The sequence below is a fragment of the Bacillus sp. YH3-2-B2 genome (assembly GCF_053663335.1).
Map to the genome: position 1 here is coordinate 1,028,443 of NZ_JBSJQE010000001.1, position 17,493 is coordinate 1,045,935.

Consider the following 17,493-nt stretch of genomic DNA (forward strand, 5'->3'; position numbering starts at 1 on the left):
TTTTATATAATTTAAAGAAATAATGCTTTTCCCTAAAAGTTCAATTGAATAGAATCAAGCGCGTTCTCTTCTTCCTCATTGCTGCCGCTCAATCCGATATGTTCGATTAGAATGCTTGGCTGTTCCAAAATCGCCGATAGGATGTGTAAGTAGTCGTTTGATAAAACCTCGATTCTGCTTTTCTTAAACAGTTTTTTCGAATATTCAAACAGTCCGTGATAGTTGTCGCGGTCCGCCTGAATCGACAAGGTCAAATCGAATTTCGCAACCGGATGATGAAATGGATACGGCTTGAGTTGAAGAGAATCGAAAGTCAATTCAGCATGATCGAGATTTTGCAGCACAAACATCGTATCGAATAAAGGATTGCGGCTTGAATCTTTTGGAAGATGCAGATGCTGAATTAATTCTTCCAACGGATAGTCTTGATTTTTATAGGCGTTCAGCATGTTTTCTTTTACTTCGTTTAAGTAGGCATCAAATGTTTTACGGCCCGCCGGGTGATTGCGAATGACTAACGTATTGACGAACATTCCCACGACCGGCTCTACATCCAAATGAGTCCGCCCGGCAGATGGCGTTCCTACGATAATATCTTCTTGTCCGCTGTATTTGGATAAAAGAATCGTATAGGCTGCCAATAAAATCATATACAGTGTTGCTCCTGTGTCTTCTTCCATTTGGCTTAAACGCTGTTTCAAGTGTTCTGGTATAAGAAATTCAAATGATTCGCCTTCGTAATCGCGTATGGCAGGTCTCTCATAATCCGCAGGCATATCCAGTACAGGAATATCACCGTGAAACTGATCCAGCCAATACGCTTCCTGGCTCTTGATGTTCCGTTTCTGAATGTCCGATTGCTGCCAAACTGCAAAGTCTTTATATTGAATAGAGAGCGGGTCCGGTTCGTTCCCCTCGTAGATTCGGCTTAAATCTTTCATCAGAATATTGACGGACACGCCGTCAGAAATGATATGATGCATATCAACCACAAGCACGTGCCGCGCAGGTTCAATTTCAATCAGTCCGGCCCGCATCAGCGGCGGTTTGGCTAAGTCAAACGCTTTGATGAAATCCAGCACACGGTCTTCCGCTTCTTCTTCGCTTGCTTGAATCCGTTCTATCGTAAAGTCGACGTTCTGATGAATACGCTGTGCCGGCTCGCCTTCATATAAATCAAAGCTGGTCCGCAACGCTTCATGACGCGCGATTAATTTTCGGAAAGCGGCGTTTAACCGTTCGGGATCGATCGTCCCTTCCACATTCATGGCACCCGTCATATTGTAAGTCAGCTCGCCGCCTTCTGTGTGACTTAACAAATACATCCGCCTCTGAGCTGAAGAAACCGGATAATATGGCATTTCCTTTGCAGCCGGAATCGGTACATATCGATTTTTGTCCATGTGTAACGCCTTGTCAGCCAATTGTTCAATGGTAGGAAACTTGAATATGTCTTTGAGAGACAGATTCACATCCAGCTCTTTGTGAATTCTGGCGGCTAAGGCAGCCGCTCGAATGGAGTTGCCTCCGAGATCAAAGAAATTATGTTTGATCCCCGCATGGCTTATTCCGAGCACTTCCTTCCATAAATCTGTCAGTTTGGATTCCGTCTCATTACCCGGCGGAACATATTCAGCTGTCAGCTGAAGACTCGCTTCTGGTGCTGGCAGTGCCTTGCGGTTTATTTTCCCATTGGACGTTAACGGCATATGCTCCAGATGGACAAAATAGGACGGAACCATGTAGTCTGGAAGCTCCGATGACAATTGTTCCCTAAGCTGCGCAGCCGCTATAGGCTTGTCGCTTACGTAATACGCGCATAATTGTTTTAAGCCGTCTTCTTCTTCTTTCACCGTAACTGCGGCTTTTTGCACCGCTTCCGCGTTATGCATTGCTGCTTCAATTTCACCAAGCTCGATTCGGTATCCCCTGATTTTGACTTGTTCATCAACGCGTCCGATATATACAAGATTTCCGTCCTTCAACCGCTTAGCCAAATCCCCTGATTTGTATATCTTCGCTCCCGGGACATACGGGTTTTCAACAAATTTCTCTGCCGTTAAATCCGGACGGTTCCAATACCCTCTGGCAACACCCGGTCCGCTGATATATATTTCGCCGATTACCCCGATCGGAACCAGGTTTCTGCTTGCATCGGCCACATAAATATCCGTGTTGGCAGCCGGAGTGCCGATCGGTACAAATTCCCGCTTGTCCCGTTCTGCGTCGAAGTGATAAATCATACATCCGACGACAGCTTCCGTCGGTCCGTATTCATTGAAAATGTCCAGCCGGCCTTTAAACTGCTCGCTGACACTTTTGGCCAGACGGGTGCTTAAATTTTCTCCGCCGACAATCATTTTCCGTATTGCCGTGCCGCCAGCGATATTCATCTCCTTGATGACGTGCAGATGTGCCGGGGTCAATTTGATCATGTCTATTCTTGAGTCCCGCATAATCTCAGAAAGCACAGCGCTTTTGTCTTCGCCGTCAAAGACAATGATGGTATTTCCCGTAACCAGCGGTGTAAATATCGAGGTCACAGTCAGATCGAAAGAGATGGAAGAGTATAATGGGAAGTTGGTTTTCTCACCTCTTACATAAACCTCTTTCGCCCACCAAATATAATCAGCCAGTCCCTGATGCTCAATGAGGACACCTTTTGGATTTCCCGTGGAACCTGACGTATAGATCATGTAGGCCAAATCATGCGCATCGCTGTCCGATTCAAGATTCGAGTGATCCTCATGGTATGAGTTTTCCTCATCCAAAAGCACAACGTCACCATCATACGGTAATTGATCCAGCAGGCTGCGCTGTGTCAACACAACCTCCGCCCTTGAATCTCTCAGCATATATTGGATCCGATCTTCCGGATATTCAGGATCAATGGGCACGTATGCGCCGCCGGCTTTCAGAACAGCCAAAATTCCGACAATCAGTTCGATCCGATGCGGGCAGATGATGGCAACGAATTGATCCGCTTGTACGCCTTTTGTCCGTAACGTCCGCGCCAATCGGTTCGCCCGTTCATTGAGCTGTCTGTACGTATACCGCTCATTGCCAAAAATAACGGCTTTATGATCGGGACTCTGTTCCGCTTGCATTTCAAACCATCGGGTTACTGTTTCGTTATGCGGATACGGCGTCTTTGTGCCATTACACTCCGTCAGCAGTTGATGCCGTTCGGTTTCAGACAGCATAGGAACGGAAGACAATGTCATCTCCGGCTGCTCAACAAGACTGTTTAAAATGGCAGTATAGTGTTTGGTGATCTGTTCAATGGTGTCTTTTGTGAATCGTCCCGGTTTATAATCAAAATGCATCTCTATCTGTTGACCGGCATCTTCGATCGTGAGCATCAAATCATACAAAGAGACCCCTGGATTTCGTTCTTTCACTTTAAATGTACATTCATTGTGCCGGATTTCATGAAATTCAATGTTTTGAAACACAAACATCGTGTTAAACATAGACTGTCCGGTTGTTTCCCGTTGCACATTTAATTTCTCCACAAGCCGATCGAATGGATAGTCTTGGTTTTCGAAAGCGTCAAGCGTCTGCCGCTTTACTTCTTCCAGATAATCCGTAAACGTTCTATTGGCGTGCGGCTTCGTCCGGATTCCAATGGTTTGTATGAAAATACCGATGATCTTTTCGATATCCGGATGATTTCTTCCTGAAGCAGGCGTGCCAACGACAATGTCTTCTTGTCCCGTATATTTATGAAGCAGCACATTATAGGCGGCCAGAAGCACCGTATAGAGAGTGGTTTCCGCCTTTTGCGCCAAATCTTGAAGCGAGCGGATGACATCCGGCTGTAAGGAGCATGTCACACGCTGTCCCTCAGAAGACCGTTCTGCCGCTTTTGAGCCGTCTGTCGGCAGGTCAAGGATGGGAATTTCGTCTTGAAATTGTTCCAGCCAATATGTCTCCTGCCGCTTCATGGCATCCTCATTCAGCCGTTGGTTTTGCCATTCTGCGAAATCTTTATATTCAAATTCAATGTCTGGTAATGGTTTCTGATGATATAAAGCCAGCAATTCATTTGTAAGGATGTTGACGGAATAACCGTCCGAAATGATATGATGCATATCGATGAGCAGTTCGGCCTGCTCGTTTTCAATCTTGATCAGCTCCGCACGAACTAACGGAGCTTGGTCCAGGCGGAACGGTTTTACAAACCGGTCTGAATAGGCATCAAATTCGTCCCGGCTCATTGTCCGGACATGAACGTTAAAATCAACTTCGTTTTCAAGTTTCTGAACGATATCGCCATCTATAATGTCGAAATACGTGCGAAACGCTTCGTGCCGCTGCATCACTTGTTGAAGAGATGAGATCAGGGCTTGCTCATCGTACTTCCCTGTTATTGATATTTGGCCGAACATATTTTGCGCCAGCTGATCCGGTTCCAGCTGGTGCAGGAAATATACTCTTTGCTGCGCCGGCGATGTCGGGTAATACGCTTTTTTCTCGGCAGCCTTCATCGGGAGGTGCACGACTTTTGTTTCGTTCTGAATGAAATGTGCTAATTCTTTAACAGTCTGGTGATTGAAAAATTGTCCGATGGAAACCTTTTGATGAAATGTCTTCTGAACTTTGGAAAGCATAAGCGTCGCCTGGAGCGAGTTTCCTCCCAGAGCCAGGAAGCGATCTGATCTGCCGACCCGTTCAAGGCCGAAAAGTTCCTCCCAAATCCGCGCCAGCTGCCGCTCCGTTTCATTTACCGGCGCCTCATAGGCTTCAGTGAAATTTGCTGTATTGCTTCCTATTGAAGAGACCCGCTTCTGGTGTTCGGCATAAAGTGCTTGTAAATCATACTGTTCTTCATCGGAAAACAGCATCATGGCGTCAAGAGGGATTGAATCTCCCTCAACCATTTTTTGCAGCAATTTTGTAAAACCCGCTCCCCACTTTTTCATGATTTCCGGACTGATGACGTTCGTATTAAAGTCGAAATCAAGAACATATTCTTGATGCGCGTCTGTTATGTTAAGAAATAAATCGTACAGGGTGCATTTTACCGGGTATGCAACGGGCTCCGCTTCCGCCTTTCCGAAATGCAGCTTTCGAAAAGGCCTGTCTAAATTAAAGATAATACGCATATCCGGCACTTGATCGTGCGGAAGCTCTCTGGCCACCAGTGTCATCGGGACGGCTTGGTGCCGCATTGCAAGATTCACGCTTTCTTTCATACTGCCAAGATAACCGGATAAAGTGCTTTCTGAAGAAGACGTGTTCTTCACCGGAATCATATTGACGCAATTTCCAACCAGATCATGCTGTTTCATATGCGATTGACCTGCAGCGGGGATCCCGATCACAAGGCCTGACTGTTTGGTAAGCCGGTGCAGAAAAAGATGAAATGCACCCAGCATCGTCACAAATACGCTATTTTTCATCTGAATGCTTAATGACCTTAAAGCCTCGCTCAATGGCCGTCCAAGCCTGACGGTACACCGGTCTCCCTCATACCCCTTCGGATAACGGACAGAACCTGCGCTCGGCAGAATTGGCTGCTGTATCGGTTCAGAGAAATGACGCCGCCAATACCGGACCCCTTCTTCATAATGGCCGCTGTCAATCTGTGCCTGCTGCCAGTCTAAGTATTGGTGAAACGAAACATCTGCCTCTTTCGGTGAAATCGGCTTTCCTTGTACAATTGCCGCGTAGTTGCTCTCCAGTTCTTGAACAAAAACGGCGATTGACCATCCATCGGCAATGATATGATGGAACGTGAGCACAATCAGATGTTCATTGTGAGCCGCAGTAAGCACATGGATTCTAAACAAAGGCTTTTGTTCATGGAAATGAAACGGCCGCTTGGCATCTTCTGTCAGCCATTTTTGAATTTCCGACTCCCGATGTTCATGCGGGTGACCGGTAAAATCAATGACTGGTATTTCTATATTCATCCGTTCCTGCACTTGCTGTACCTCGTCATCGGGATGAATCACTGTACGTAAAGCTTCATGACGGTCAACGATATGCCGGACGGCTTGTTTTAATGGCGTATGCTGCAGTTCGCCCTCCACTTTCAGCATAATGGACTGGTTTAAAGCGGCGGAAGCTTCATTCCCGTAATGGGATGCCATAACCAACTGCTTTTGTTCAGGTGAAAGCTCGCGCGTCCCGGACTTTTTACGGCCTCCGCCATCAGGGGAGTCCGGGCCTTCCGGAATAAATCCGCCTCGGCGAAGATCCTCCACCGTGTCTTTCACCGCTTGAATAATATTTTCGATATCATCTGCGGTATGCGCGACGGACAAGAAGCAGTTACGTCCTTCCCACACATAGACACCTTTATAGTTGAGATGGTAAAAGAACAAGTCATTATCAAGCGATGAGACAAACCGGAATAAAGAACCGAATCGAACCATGCGGATAGGCACTTGCGCTTGTTCGAAGCAGCGATTCAGCTCATCGACCAAGTAGGCTGTTTTTTGATTAAGCTGCTCATACAGATGTTCTCCCTCGGTTTGTAAATGGCGAAGGACGGCTAATGACATCCTCATGGTAAGCGGGTGAGTATTGAAGGTGCCGGCCACAAACGTGCGTTTCGCCTCGTCTTGCGGGTAGGAATCGTCCCCATACTGCCAGGTACCCCCGTCGATCGCATTCATGAACTCAGCTTTTCCGGCAACTACCCCTAACGGCTGTCCGCCGCCGATGATTTTTCCGTAGGTCACTAAATCAGCCTGAATGCCGAACCATTCCTGTGCGCCGCCGAGACCGATCCGAAATCCGGTAATAATTTCATCCATAATCAGAGCTGTTCCGGATTGCTGCGTGATCGCCCGCAATTCTTTCAAAAATGCCCGCGGCTGCAAATCCGGTCTGCGGCTTTGTACCGGTTCCACCAGTACGGCTGCCAATTCATCACCAAGACTGCGGATCACGTCCAGCGAATCGGGATTGTTGTAATGTAAAATAATCAAATCATCCATAAAGCTTTGCAGTATACCCGGAGCCAGCGGATTCGCAGACGCAGCTCCGCCTTTTGTGCCGGCAACCCCTAATACGCCGTCAAACGTGCCGTGATAAGATCCCGAGAACGCCACGACTTTCTTTCTTCCTGTTGCCGCCCGCGCCAAACGCAGGGCAACCATGACGGCCTCTGTTCCGGAATTATAGAAAGCGACCCTTTCCACCCCGGTACATGTGCGGATCCGGTCGGCAACTTCACCGGCGACATCTGACATCGGGCCGAGCGGAGGCAATGATGAACGGGTTGAATCATCGATAACCTGTGTAATAAAGGAAGGATGATGCCCGAAAAGGTTAACTCCGAACCCCATGGTGATATCGATATATTCATTTCCGTCAATATCCCACATTTTAGAACCGTCAGATCGTTCGGCGATAATCGGGTATACGATTTCCTTCCAATACGAACGGAAGCTGGACAAGTTGCGGTTGTTTGCATGAGCAAATCGGGTGTTGTCCGTATATTGTTTGGAACCTTTCGTTTTATCTGCGTATTTCTTGATGAAATCTTCTAAGTATTGTTTTTGCCGTGCGGTATAGTGTCCCTGATCATGCAGGTTCTGAGGCTGGAAAGGAACATAGGGTTTCGCTTCTTGAGCCGCTTTCTTTTCTGCAGTGACGGCCGGAGGCCCCTGCTTGACAGAAGGAATTGATTTCTCTTGCGCTTTAGCGTATTCTTTCTCATCGGAATGATGTCCGCTGTTTCTCAACAAATTAAAGCTATTTAATTGAGCTTGCAAGGTATCCTGAATTAATTGATTCTGAGAAGCGATTATTTTTTCGAGCATATGCTCTTGATGACCTTCTCTGCGATCCGATTCAGACTGTGCTTCTGAAATGACCTGTATTTCCTGCGCCGGAACATTCTCTTGAGGCGGAGCGGATGCAAAGGACGATGGAACGGTCTCAGCCAAGTAATCTATGACACTTTGAAGGTTGTTCATCGTATCAAAAAAACGATCCATCGGGATGTCTGCCCCAAATTCGTCCGCGATGGCTTTTTTGACCTGTGACAGCATGATGGAATCCATCCCGAGCCCGATAAAATGAGCATTCAGATCGAGTTCCTCCGCTCTGATCCCCGAAGCATTGCTGATTACAGATTTCAGGAAGGATTCAATGTGCGCCTTCGATTGATTGATATTCAATGCCGCTTCTCCTCTCTTTTCGTCCTCGTTTAAGCGCAATTGGTCAGCTTCAGCCCAGCATCGGCTCCGTTCAAACGGATACAGGGGCAATGGCGTCTTTTGTACAGTTTCACCGGAATAAAGCGCGCGCCAATCGATAACGGCTCCTTGCACAAATAATTCGGCGGCGCGATGCAGCCATGTGATCCGTTCATCTTGCGTACGTAAACGCTGCTTAATCAGTGCGGCTGCTTGTTTATTCAGCTCTTCTTTATGAGCGGGCAGCATTTCCTTCATATTCTTGTAGCCGATGTATACACCGGGAAGGTTTCTGTCTCCCTGAATCAGGCGGGTCAGCTTATCCGATAGTTCTTGTTTACCGGATACAATCATGGCAATGCCATGATCCAAATGAGCCCTGCCCGTACTGGCTGTATAGCAAATGGACTTTAATGAAGCTTGGCTGTCATCCCATACATATTGCCGGTACTGCTGAGTGAGTTCATAGAGTGATTTTTCAGTATGAGCGGATAAAACAAATAGGTGCGGCCCATGTTCATCCTCGGGCGCATACTCACTTTGAGAAATATATTCTTCCAATACCACATGAGCGTTTGTTCCGCTAAAGCCAAATGAGCTGACTCCGCCTCGCAGCGGCTCATCACCGGATGTGAACGCTGCAGCTTCCTGGTTTACGTAAAATGGTGAAGAGTGAAAATGAATGAGCGGATTAGGTTCATTAAAGTGCACTAATGGCGGATTTTTCTTGTGATTCAGCATGAGGACAGATTTGATCAGCCCGACGATGCCTGCCGCTTCAAACAAATGACCGATGTTCGATTTAACAGAACCAATCGCACAAAATTGTTTTTTTGCCGTATACTTTTCAAACGCTTTACAAAGCCCGTTAAATTCAACCGGATCGCCGAGCTTCGTTCCGGTGCCATGCGCTTCGATGAAAGACAGTGTTTCAGGGGCAATGCCCGCGTCTTTCCAGGCCGTCTCAATGACCTCAGTCTGAGCTGCCGGATTCGGTGCTGTAATCCCGGCGGTTGTTCCGTCTTGATTCATCGCGCTTCCCTTGATTACGCCGTAAATATGGTCTCCGTCGCGAACAGCATCCTGCAAAGGTTTCAGCAGGACTGCGGCCGCGCCTTCACCTGTGCCAGTACCGTCTGAATCTTTGCTGAACGTTTTCGTGTACCTGTCCGAAGATTCCATATCAAGTCCGATACAGATCGGCAAGAGCGATGTCCGGATACCGCCGGCAAGAGCCATTTCACAATCGCCGGATATTAAAGATTTACATGCCATATGAACCGCGGCAAGCGATGAGGAGCATGCCGTATCCACTGTGACCGCTGGCCCTTTTAAATTTAGGAAATAAGCGATTCGGCTGGCTAACACGGAAGGGAGATTGCCCACGATATATTGATGAAGCTCCTCCGGATAATTCGCAGAAAGGAGACGTTCATAATCGTAGCCCACCTTCGAGTACCCTGCATATACCCCGACACGGCTCCCGTTCATGCTGCCGCCGGCATAGCCCGCATCTTCAATCGCATGCCATACAGACTGCAAAAACAGTCTTTGGTTAGGGTCCATAAACTGAGCCGTTTTAGGAGCTAAACCGAAAAACGAGTAATCAAAGCGGTCGATTTCATCTAAATAGCCGCCCTTCACAAACTGATTCTCATTGATTTCGCTTTGGATGGACTTTAAATAATCCGCCGCATCTTTCAGCCGGGATGCAGGGTATTCTCGAATGCTGTGCTCACCTTTTTCAAGCAGATTCCAAAAATCACTTTTCGTTGATGCTCCTGGGACATTGAGCGACATCCCGATAATGGCGATATCTTTCGGCGTCACATGGCTTGGTTTCGCTGCCGCGTCCTGCTTGATTTCAGCCCGGCTTTCAGACAGATATGCCGCTAAATCAGTGATAGAAGGATACGTAAAGAGATCTGAAACGGCAAGCTCGCGTCCGAATTTCTGTTCTATGCGCTCGGCAATCTGCGATAACTGTAATGAATTTGCTCCCATATCAAAATAACTGTCAGCGAGGTGAACCTTTTTCCCATTGAGCACATCGGAAAAGATAGACAGTAATTCCGTTTCAATTTCATGAATGGGAGTCTGTCCGGATGTTTCCGGGCTGCTCTCCAAACATTCATTGATAGCGGCAGACTCTGTTGAAAAATTCCCTGCCTCATACTGTCTGGCAAGTTCGTAGCGTTTAACCTTTCCGCTGGTTGTTTTAGGGAGTTTTCTGATCGGAAGGACTTCTTTTATGCTCCAGCCGCCCCGCTTGAGCAAATGCTTTTTTATCTCTTTGACAAGCGGTGCGAATTTTTCAGGTGATTTTTTGTAAACAACAAAGAGCACGATTTCTCCGCTTTGTGTCTTTTGATCATATACACCGCAGGCGGCAACTCTTCCTAAGTCAACCTCTTCCATTTCAATCGCGACCCGTTCAATATCGTGCGGGTAGATATTTTTTCCGTTCACGAAAATAATGTCCTTTTCTCTTCCGGTTACGACTAAGTTACCACTTTCACTAATGAATCCGAGGTCTCCCGTTTTTACCCAGCCGTCAGAAGTCAGCGCTTTTTCCGTACTCTCGGGGTTGTTATAATACCCTTGGGTCACATTGTCTCCTTTGATCTGGATATGGCCGATGATTCCGTCTTCTACTCTTTCATTTGCTCCATCGGAGATCCGAAGCTGACAATAGTCAATAGGTTGTCCCACTTCGACGAATGAAGCGCAATTTTGATCCTCTTTGCTTACTTTTACAGCTCTTTCACCAAGATTTAAATAGTCACGATGCAAATAAACGGGAACGAATTCTTTACCTAATTTAGAGAATGCTGCGCCGACCGACGCTTCCGCTAAACCGTAAACATTCAAAATGGCGGATCTTTTCAGATTGAATGCTGCGCATCTTTTCAAAAATTCGTCACATAGCTCCGGCAATATCGGTTCTGCACCGTTTGCGATGACCTTGATGTGGGATAAATCCCAGTCTGGTTCGTTTTTCAGAAATTTAAGGAAGTAGTTGTACCCGAAATTTGGAGAGGATAGAATACTGGCTTTATGTTCATGAGCTTTTTTCATCCAAAGAATAGGTCTGCGAATAAATAATTCTGTAGGCATCAGATTTTGATTGATTCCGGTTATGAAGGGAACAAGGTGGCAGGCGATGAGCCCCATATCATGCGTTAAAGGCATCCATGATAAGAAAGAGTCTTTCGAATGAACGGCTAGGGCATTCCCAATGGCGCACGTGTTATGTATTAAGTTGTGATGCGTTAACATGACTCCTTTTGGATCTCCTGTCGATCCTGAAGAAAATTGGATAAAGGCGAGTTCATCCGCATCAGGTTCATAAAACGAAGCGGGGTAATCGTAGGTTTGATCTTGAATGATGTCAGATTTTTCGTTTAATTGGTGATGGAAATCCTGTAAATCGTGTTCTGCAGCGTATTTCTTTATTTTGTCCAATACTTTTTCAGAGGCAATCAGAAACGGATGATTTAATATATTCCAAATGCGCCAGACCTTCAGCTTATGGTCATCATCTTCTCCGATACTGACCGGCACCGGGATCATTCCTCCTAATATACAAGCCCAAAAAGCAACGACAAATGATTTGTTTTCTTGGATTTGAAATACAATTTCCTGCTTCGGCTTAATGCCGAGATGCTGTAAATAGCCAAGATACCCTTGCGCCTCTTCAAACAATTGGCGATAAGAGACAACCGTCTCGTTTTTATCGGATTCGATAAAACGGATCCCGCGATCAGAGATATTGCTTCTTTCCCGAATGACTTCTACTAAGGTTTGGAATTGACTGGTATACATAGGTCCCCTCCTGGGCGCTTTATTTTAAAATCCGCAATTCTTCCCAAGCCGGAAGCTGTTTAGCCTCGCAAATTAATTTGCATAAATGGATCGAATGTTCGAGCTCTTGTTCTGAGAGCTCATTTTCATGTCTTTCCATTCTCTCTTTCAGCTCTTGGATTTGCGTAAATAATGCCGTCGTCATATTGGAATAAGCCGCTGAATCCTTGTTGTAATTTCGCGCAATGACGGATTGAATCATCAATTTATTCAGTTGTTTTTTGCGTAAACGGACAATATGTTTCTTTCTTTCCGCTGAATTGGAAAGCAAGTGAACATCAGATGTCTGTCCTAAGGGATAAGGTACAATGTGATTCGTTGTTTTTCTCAGCAGACCGGCTAAGACATTGTTCGGACCCATTTCGATGACTTCCGTCACTCCGTGTAAAAGCAAGTAATGCATCGATTCCGTCCATCTTACCGGCATCGTCATGTGCTGCTTGAGATGTTCGCTGATCGAATTTCCGCTGCTGTAAGGGCGTGCGGTGACATTTGAAATGATCGGCCATGCGGCATCCCGGAAGGAATACCGGTGTAATACAGTCTGGAATTGTTCAGATGCTGATCGTATCATCGGACTGTGAAAAGGCGCACTGACATTCAAATAAGTGTATGCCGCTCCCTTTTCCTCCGCCATCTTGATGACACGTTCCACAGCTTGCCGGTGTCCGGAAATCACATGCTGCTGTTCTGAATTCATGCAGGCTACTCCTGCCGGAAAGTCTTCCGTCGACACTTTCGAACATATTTCCTGCAACGTTTGAAGAGAGAGGTGAGTCACGGCGGCCATCGTCCCCTGCTGCTGAGGATCCGCATTTTGCATAAGAATTCCCCGCTGCCTTACAAGTGTAACGGCATCCTGAAAAGAAAGGGCGCCGGCACAGACAAGCGCTGAATATTCGCCTAAGCTATGGCCTGCCAGGAAGCGGGGCTTCACCCCTATTTCCTGCATATACACTTGAAAAGCAATAACACTGACCGTTAAAATAGCGGGCTGCGCGTTCATTGTCTTTGTCAATTCATTCATATCTCCGTTAAAACACAGTTTTTTTACATCCAAGGAGATCGCATCGCTCGCTTCTTCAAACAATCTCTTTGCGAGCACAAAATCATTCCAAAATTGTTTGCCCATTCCTACAAATTGAGACCCTTGTCCAGGAAATAAAAAGGCAAGATTGTTCATGAGATTCCTCCGATCATATTGAACAGAAATACAATATCCTACAAATTATCCCTTTATCTAACATCCTAGCATGATTATAACAAATGTGTATAGAATACTTTCGGAGGAGTTATTGTTCGATTTTACAAACGAATTAGATATATTTATTCATAAAATAAAACATGAGGGTTTCACCGAAAATCAGTCTTAAAGAGAGATGATGAAAAGCCGGAGTGGAGCCTGTTACCGGCTCTTCTTCACTTAGGACGAGCTCTTCATGTTTCATATGTTTTAGGGCTATTGGCATTATTGTGTCAGAAATTACATATTTTCTGTTTATTGTAAAAATTCATTTGTATATCTGTGAAGGATTGTAAACTGATGGCGTTTGATTATAAATGCGGTGCAAGAGATGGATCTGGTGAGGAAAATCTGCAAGGACAAAATACGCCGCAGAACATGTGAATGACCCAGCCCGGATACCGATTGACGCAGTAAATCGGCCTATTGAGTGAACAAGGTTTTCAGGCATAAAAAAACAGCCGTTCAGAGCGGCTGTTTTTTAAATAGTACAAGAACTATTGAGCGGTATACCCGCCGTCCATGACTACGGCCTGACCTGTGACCCCTTTTGCTTTGTCGCTGGCCAAAAATACGGCGTAATCAGCGATTTCCTTCACTGACAGCAGCCGTTTTTGGGGAACGAGCGGAAAGATGACGTCCTCAAGCACCCGCTCGTACGGTACATTCCTTGTTGCGGAAATGTCCTTTAACTGATTGCGGACAAGCTGAGTGTCCACATATCCCGGACAAAGCGCATTGACGGTAATGCCGTCAGCCGCGCCTTCAAGTGCACCGACTTTCGTTAAACCGATGACGCCGTGCTTGGCGCTGTTATATGCCGCTTTCCCGTGAAAACCGATCAGCCCGTTGACAGACGCCATATTAATGATTCGACCGAATTGCTGTTTTTTCATAATGGGGAATGCATGCTTCATTGCGATAAATGGCGCAGTCAGCATGACACGAATGAGCCGTTCAAACTGTTCGGTGGGAAATTCCTCGATGGGCGCGACATGCTGAATGCCCGCATTATTCACAAGGATATCGAGACGTCCGAATTGTTTCTCGACCGTCTGCAGCATGTCGGCCACTTGCTTTTCATTTGTTACATCGCATGTGATGCTGACTGCTTCACAGCCTTCATCTTTAAGTCCTGCCGCCGCTTCTTTCCCCGCTTGTTCGTTTACATCAGAGATGATGACGGCTGCTCCTTCACGGGCGAATTCTCTTGCAATTTCAAGCCCGATTCCTCCGGCTGCTCCTGTTACAACGGCTGTTTTTTCAATAAGCAATGAATCCATGGCGGCACCTCCTCATTTTGGTCTGACCCCGTTTTTTAACGACTGGCTGACAGTAAAATGACCTTCTGTTTTCTCAAAGACCTCCTCCATTGTTACACCTTCCTGCAGTTCGGTGAGCGTCATACGGCCATCATGAAAATCGAATACAGCCAAATCTGTGATCAGCCGATCGACCACCTGCCTGCCGGTTAAAGGCAGCGTACATTCCGTTCTCACTTTAGATTCCCCATATTTATTAACATGCTCCATAATGACAATAATCCGTTTTGCTCCGTGCACCAGGTCCATGGCGCCGCCCATTCCTTTGATCATTTTTCCGGGGATCATCCAGTTCGCCAAATCTCCCCGTTCGGACACTTCCATCCCGCCGAGAATCGCTACATCAATGTGGCCGCCGCGAATCATGGCAAAGGATTCGGCACTGTCAAAATACGAGGCTCCCTTTACCTCGGTAATGGTTTCTTTTCCCGCATTGATCAGATCGGGGTCCTCCGTTCCTTCCGCCGGATAAGGCCCGATCCCGAGCAAGCCGTTTTCAGACTGAAGCAGGACGTTATAATCATTCGGTATCTCATTGGCTACAAGCGTCGGCATCCCTATCCCCAAGTTCACATTCATTCCGTCCTTTATTTCCTTTACAGCCCGTTTGATCATTCGTTTTCTGCTATCTCTCATTCTGTCAGCCTCCTTTATCATGCTTGCCGGACGGTGCGGCGTTCAATCCGTTTTTCATGAATCCCGCCAAGCAGCACATGCTGCACAAAAATACCCGGCGTATGAATTTGATCCGGATCAAGCTCTCCGGCATCGACGATTTCTTCAGCCTCTGCAATCGTCACTTTGCCTGCCATTGCAGCGAGCGGATTGAAATTTCTCGCCGTCTTTCTGAACATCAGGTTGCCCAGAGGATCGGCTTTCCAGGCCTTTATGATGGCGGCGTTCCCTGTAATCCCTTTCTCCAGAAGATAGGTGCGCCCGTCAAATGTCTTATGTTCTTTTCCCTCGGCTACTGATGTTCCGACGCCCGCAGGTGTATAAAACGCCGGAATGCCCGCCCCTCCCGCGCGAATTCTTTCTGCGAGCGTTCCTTGGGGCACCAATTCGACTTCCAGCTCCCCGCTTAAAAACTGCCGTTCAAAGGTTTTGTTTTCTCCGACATAGGATGCGACCATTTTTTTGATCTGCCGGTTTGCAAGCAAGAGGCCTAACCCCCAATCATCAACACCGCAGTTATTACTGACAACGGTCAAGTTTTTCACGCCGCTGTCCCTGATCGCGAGAATTAATTGTTCCGGAATGCCGCACAGGCCGAAGCCTCCTGCGATGAGGGTGTCTCCATCCTTGATCAGTGCAGCAGCATCTTTATAAGAGTCCATCACTTTTCCTTTTCCCATATTCGTTTCCCCTTTCTGTTTTGGCTACACAAGGCCCGTCAGACTGTAAATGGCGATGATGACAAACACAGCTGCTGTTTTAATGACGGTAATGGCAAAGATATCCCTGTAGGATTGGCGGTGGGTCAACCCGGTGACCGCGAGCAGCGTAATGACGGCGCCATTATGCGGAAGAGTGTCCATTCCGCCGGAGGCCATCGAAATCACTCGGTGCATGACCTCCGGCGGAATGTGGAATGTATTGATTGCTTCTGTATATGCTGCTGACATCGTGCTTAAAGCGATGCCCATTCCTCCTGATGCCGATCCTGTAATCCCGGCAAGCGCAGTGGTCGTCACCGCTCCGTTGACGAGCGGATCAGTAAACGTCTGCGATATGCCGCTGCTGACCATTTTAAAGCCGGGAAGCGCCGCAATGATGCCGCCAAATCCGTATTCGGCTCCTGTATTCATCGACGCCAGCAAGGCACCCCCGATGCCCTCATTCAGTCCTTCTTTCAAATTGAAGAGCACTTTTTTCCAATCGAACAAAATCGTTGTCATGATTCCGATGAACAGGGCGAGTTCTACTGACCAGATCGCAGTGACGGAGGAAAGGTCAATCTTCCCGAACGCTTCTAAACCGAGCTGCGCAAAATCAAATCCGTCAGGGTACCAATGCGGGAGCCACATCGTGAAGCATTTGTTCATGACTCCCACAAGGATAAGCGGAACAAAGGCGAGCACTTGCCGCGCGGGGCTGGGTTCTGCCTCCTGCGGTAAAACAGGCGTATGTTTTTCATTAGCCAGACCTGAGGATTCCTCTGCAGCGGAAACTTCAGATTGAAATCCAGCATAGCCTTCTCCGGCATTGGCCGCTTTTTTGCGCCGGGATTCTAAATAAATCATTCCGGCCGTAAGCACAAATGCTGCACCAATCAGTCCGAGCCAGGGAGCGGCATAAATGTTTGTTTTAAAAAAAGCTGTCGGAATGACATTTTGAATTTGCGGTGTGCCGGGAAGCGCATCCATTGTAAATGTAAAGGCGCCCAATGCAATCGTACCGGGTATCAGACGCTTGGGAATATCAGCTTTAATAAATAGGTTTTTAGCAAACGGATAAATGGCAAACACCGCTACGAAGAGACTGACGCCGCTGTACGTTAAAATCGCACCCATTAAGACGATGGCGAGAATGGCTCTTTTTGCTCCCACAAGCCTGACGATTGTTTTTGCAATCGACTCGGCGAGCCCGGATATTTCAACAACCTTGCCAAAAACGGCCCCTAAAAGAAATACGGGAAAATACAGCTTAATAAATCCTACCATCTTCTCCATAAATATATTCGAGAAGAAAGGAAGTACGAAGCTTGGATCTGTAAGAAGCACGGCAAACAGCGCACAAATCGGGGCGAATAAAATGACTGAAAAGCCCCGGTAAGCCGCAAACATCAGCATGCCTAATGCCAATAAAATAATAACAATGTCCACAAATCCCCCTCTTTTCTGCTCAAAATTAGTAAGCGCTTACAAAAATCGAGAAAATAAAGCAAAAAACATGCCGGTTTTGCACA

Annotated in this window: 6 protein-coding genes; all 6 read right to left on the reverse strand. The window is 46.9% G+C overall.

Features of this window, described 5'->3' with window-relative positions; genetic code table 11:
* Positions 1–32: 32 nt before the first annotated feature.
* A complete protein-coding gene (gene bamA / locus ACWJJX_RS04770) occupies positions 33–11,981 on the reverse strand; it encodes a bacillomycin D hybrid PKS/NRPS BamA (RefSeq protein WP_454022777.1) in 11,949 nt (3,982 codons plus the stop codon).
* A gap of 19 nt (positions 11,982–12,000) precedes the next feature.
* A complete protein-coding gene (gene bamD, locus ACWJJX_RS04775) occupies positions 12,001–13,203 on the reverse strand; it encodes a bacillomycin D biosynthesis malonyl-CoA transacylase BamD (RefSeq protein ID WP_167860178.1) in 1,203 nt (400 codons plus the stop codon).
* Between the two features lie 557 nt (positions 13,204–13,760).
* Positions 13,761–14,546, reverse strand: coding sequence for a 3-hydroxybutyrate dehydrogenase (locus ACWJJX_RS04780; RefSeq protein WP_070081905.1), 786 nt, complete (start codon positions 14,544–14,546; stop codon positions 13,761–13,763).
* A gap of 12 nt (positions 14,547–14,558) precedes the next feature.
* The gene (locus ACWJJX_RS04785) at positions 14,559–15,221 is read right to left on the reverse strand and encodes a CoA transferase subunit B (RefSeq protein WP_007410136.1); all 663 of its coding nucleotides are present in this window, start codon (positions 15,219–15,221) and stop codon (positions 14,559–14,561) included.
* Positions 15,222–15,238: 17 nt separating this feature from the next.
* The gene (locus ACWJJX_RS04790; protein ID WP_079004867.1) at positions 15,239–15,940 is read right to left on the reverse strand and encodes a CoA transferase subunit A; all 702 of its coding nucleotides are present in this window, start codon (positions 15,938–15,940) and stop codon (positions 15,239–15,241) included.
* A 24-nt stretch (positions 15,941–15,964) separates the two neighbouring features.
* Complete coding sequence (locus ACWJJX_RS04795) at positions 15,965–17,410, reverse strand: GntP family permease (protein ID WP_101563069.1); 1,446 nt, start codon at positions 17,408–17,410, stop codon at positions 15,965–15,967.
* Between the last annotated feature and the right edge of the window lie 83 nt (positions 17,411–17,493).

Bases quoted from the DNA above. Each gene is read 5' to 3' on its own strand.
- bamA (WP_454022777.1), bottom strand. From the start codon at position 11,981: ATGTATACCAGTCAATTCCAAACCTTAGTAGAAGTCATTCGGGAAAGA.
- ACWJJX_RS04790 (WP_079004867.1), bottom strand. From the start codon at position 15,940: ATGGGAAAAGGAAAAGTGATGGACTCTTATAAAGATGCTGCTGCACTG.
- ACWJJX_RS04780 (WP_070081905.1), bottom strand. From the start codon at position 14,546: ATGGATTCATTGCTTATTGAAAAAACAGCCGTTGTAACAGGAGCAGCC.
- ACWJJX_RS04785 (WP_007410136.1), bottom strand. From the start codon at position 15,221: ATGAGAGATAGCAGAAAACGAATGATCAAACGGGCTGTAAAGGAAATA.
- bamD (WP_167860178.1), bottom strand. From the start codon at position 13,203: ATGAACAATCTTGCCTTTTTATTTCCTGGACAAGGGTCTCAATTTGTA.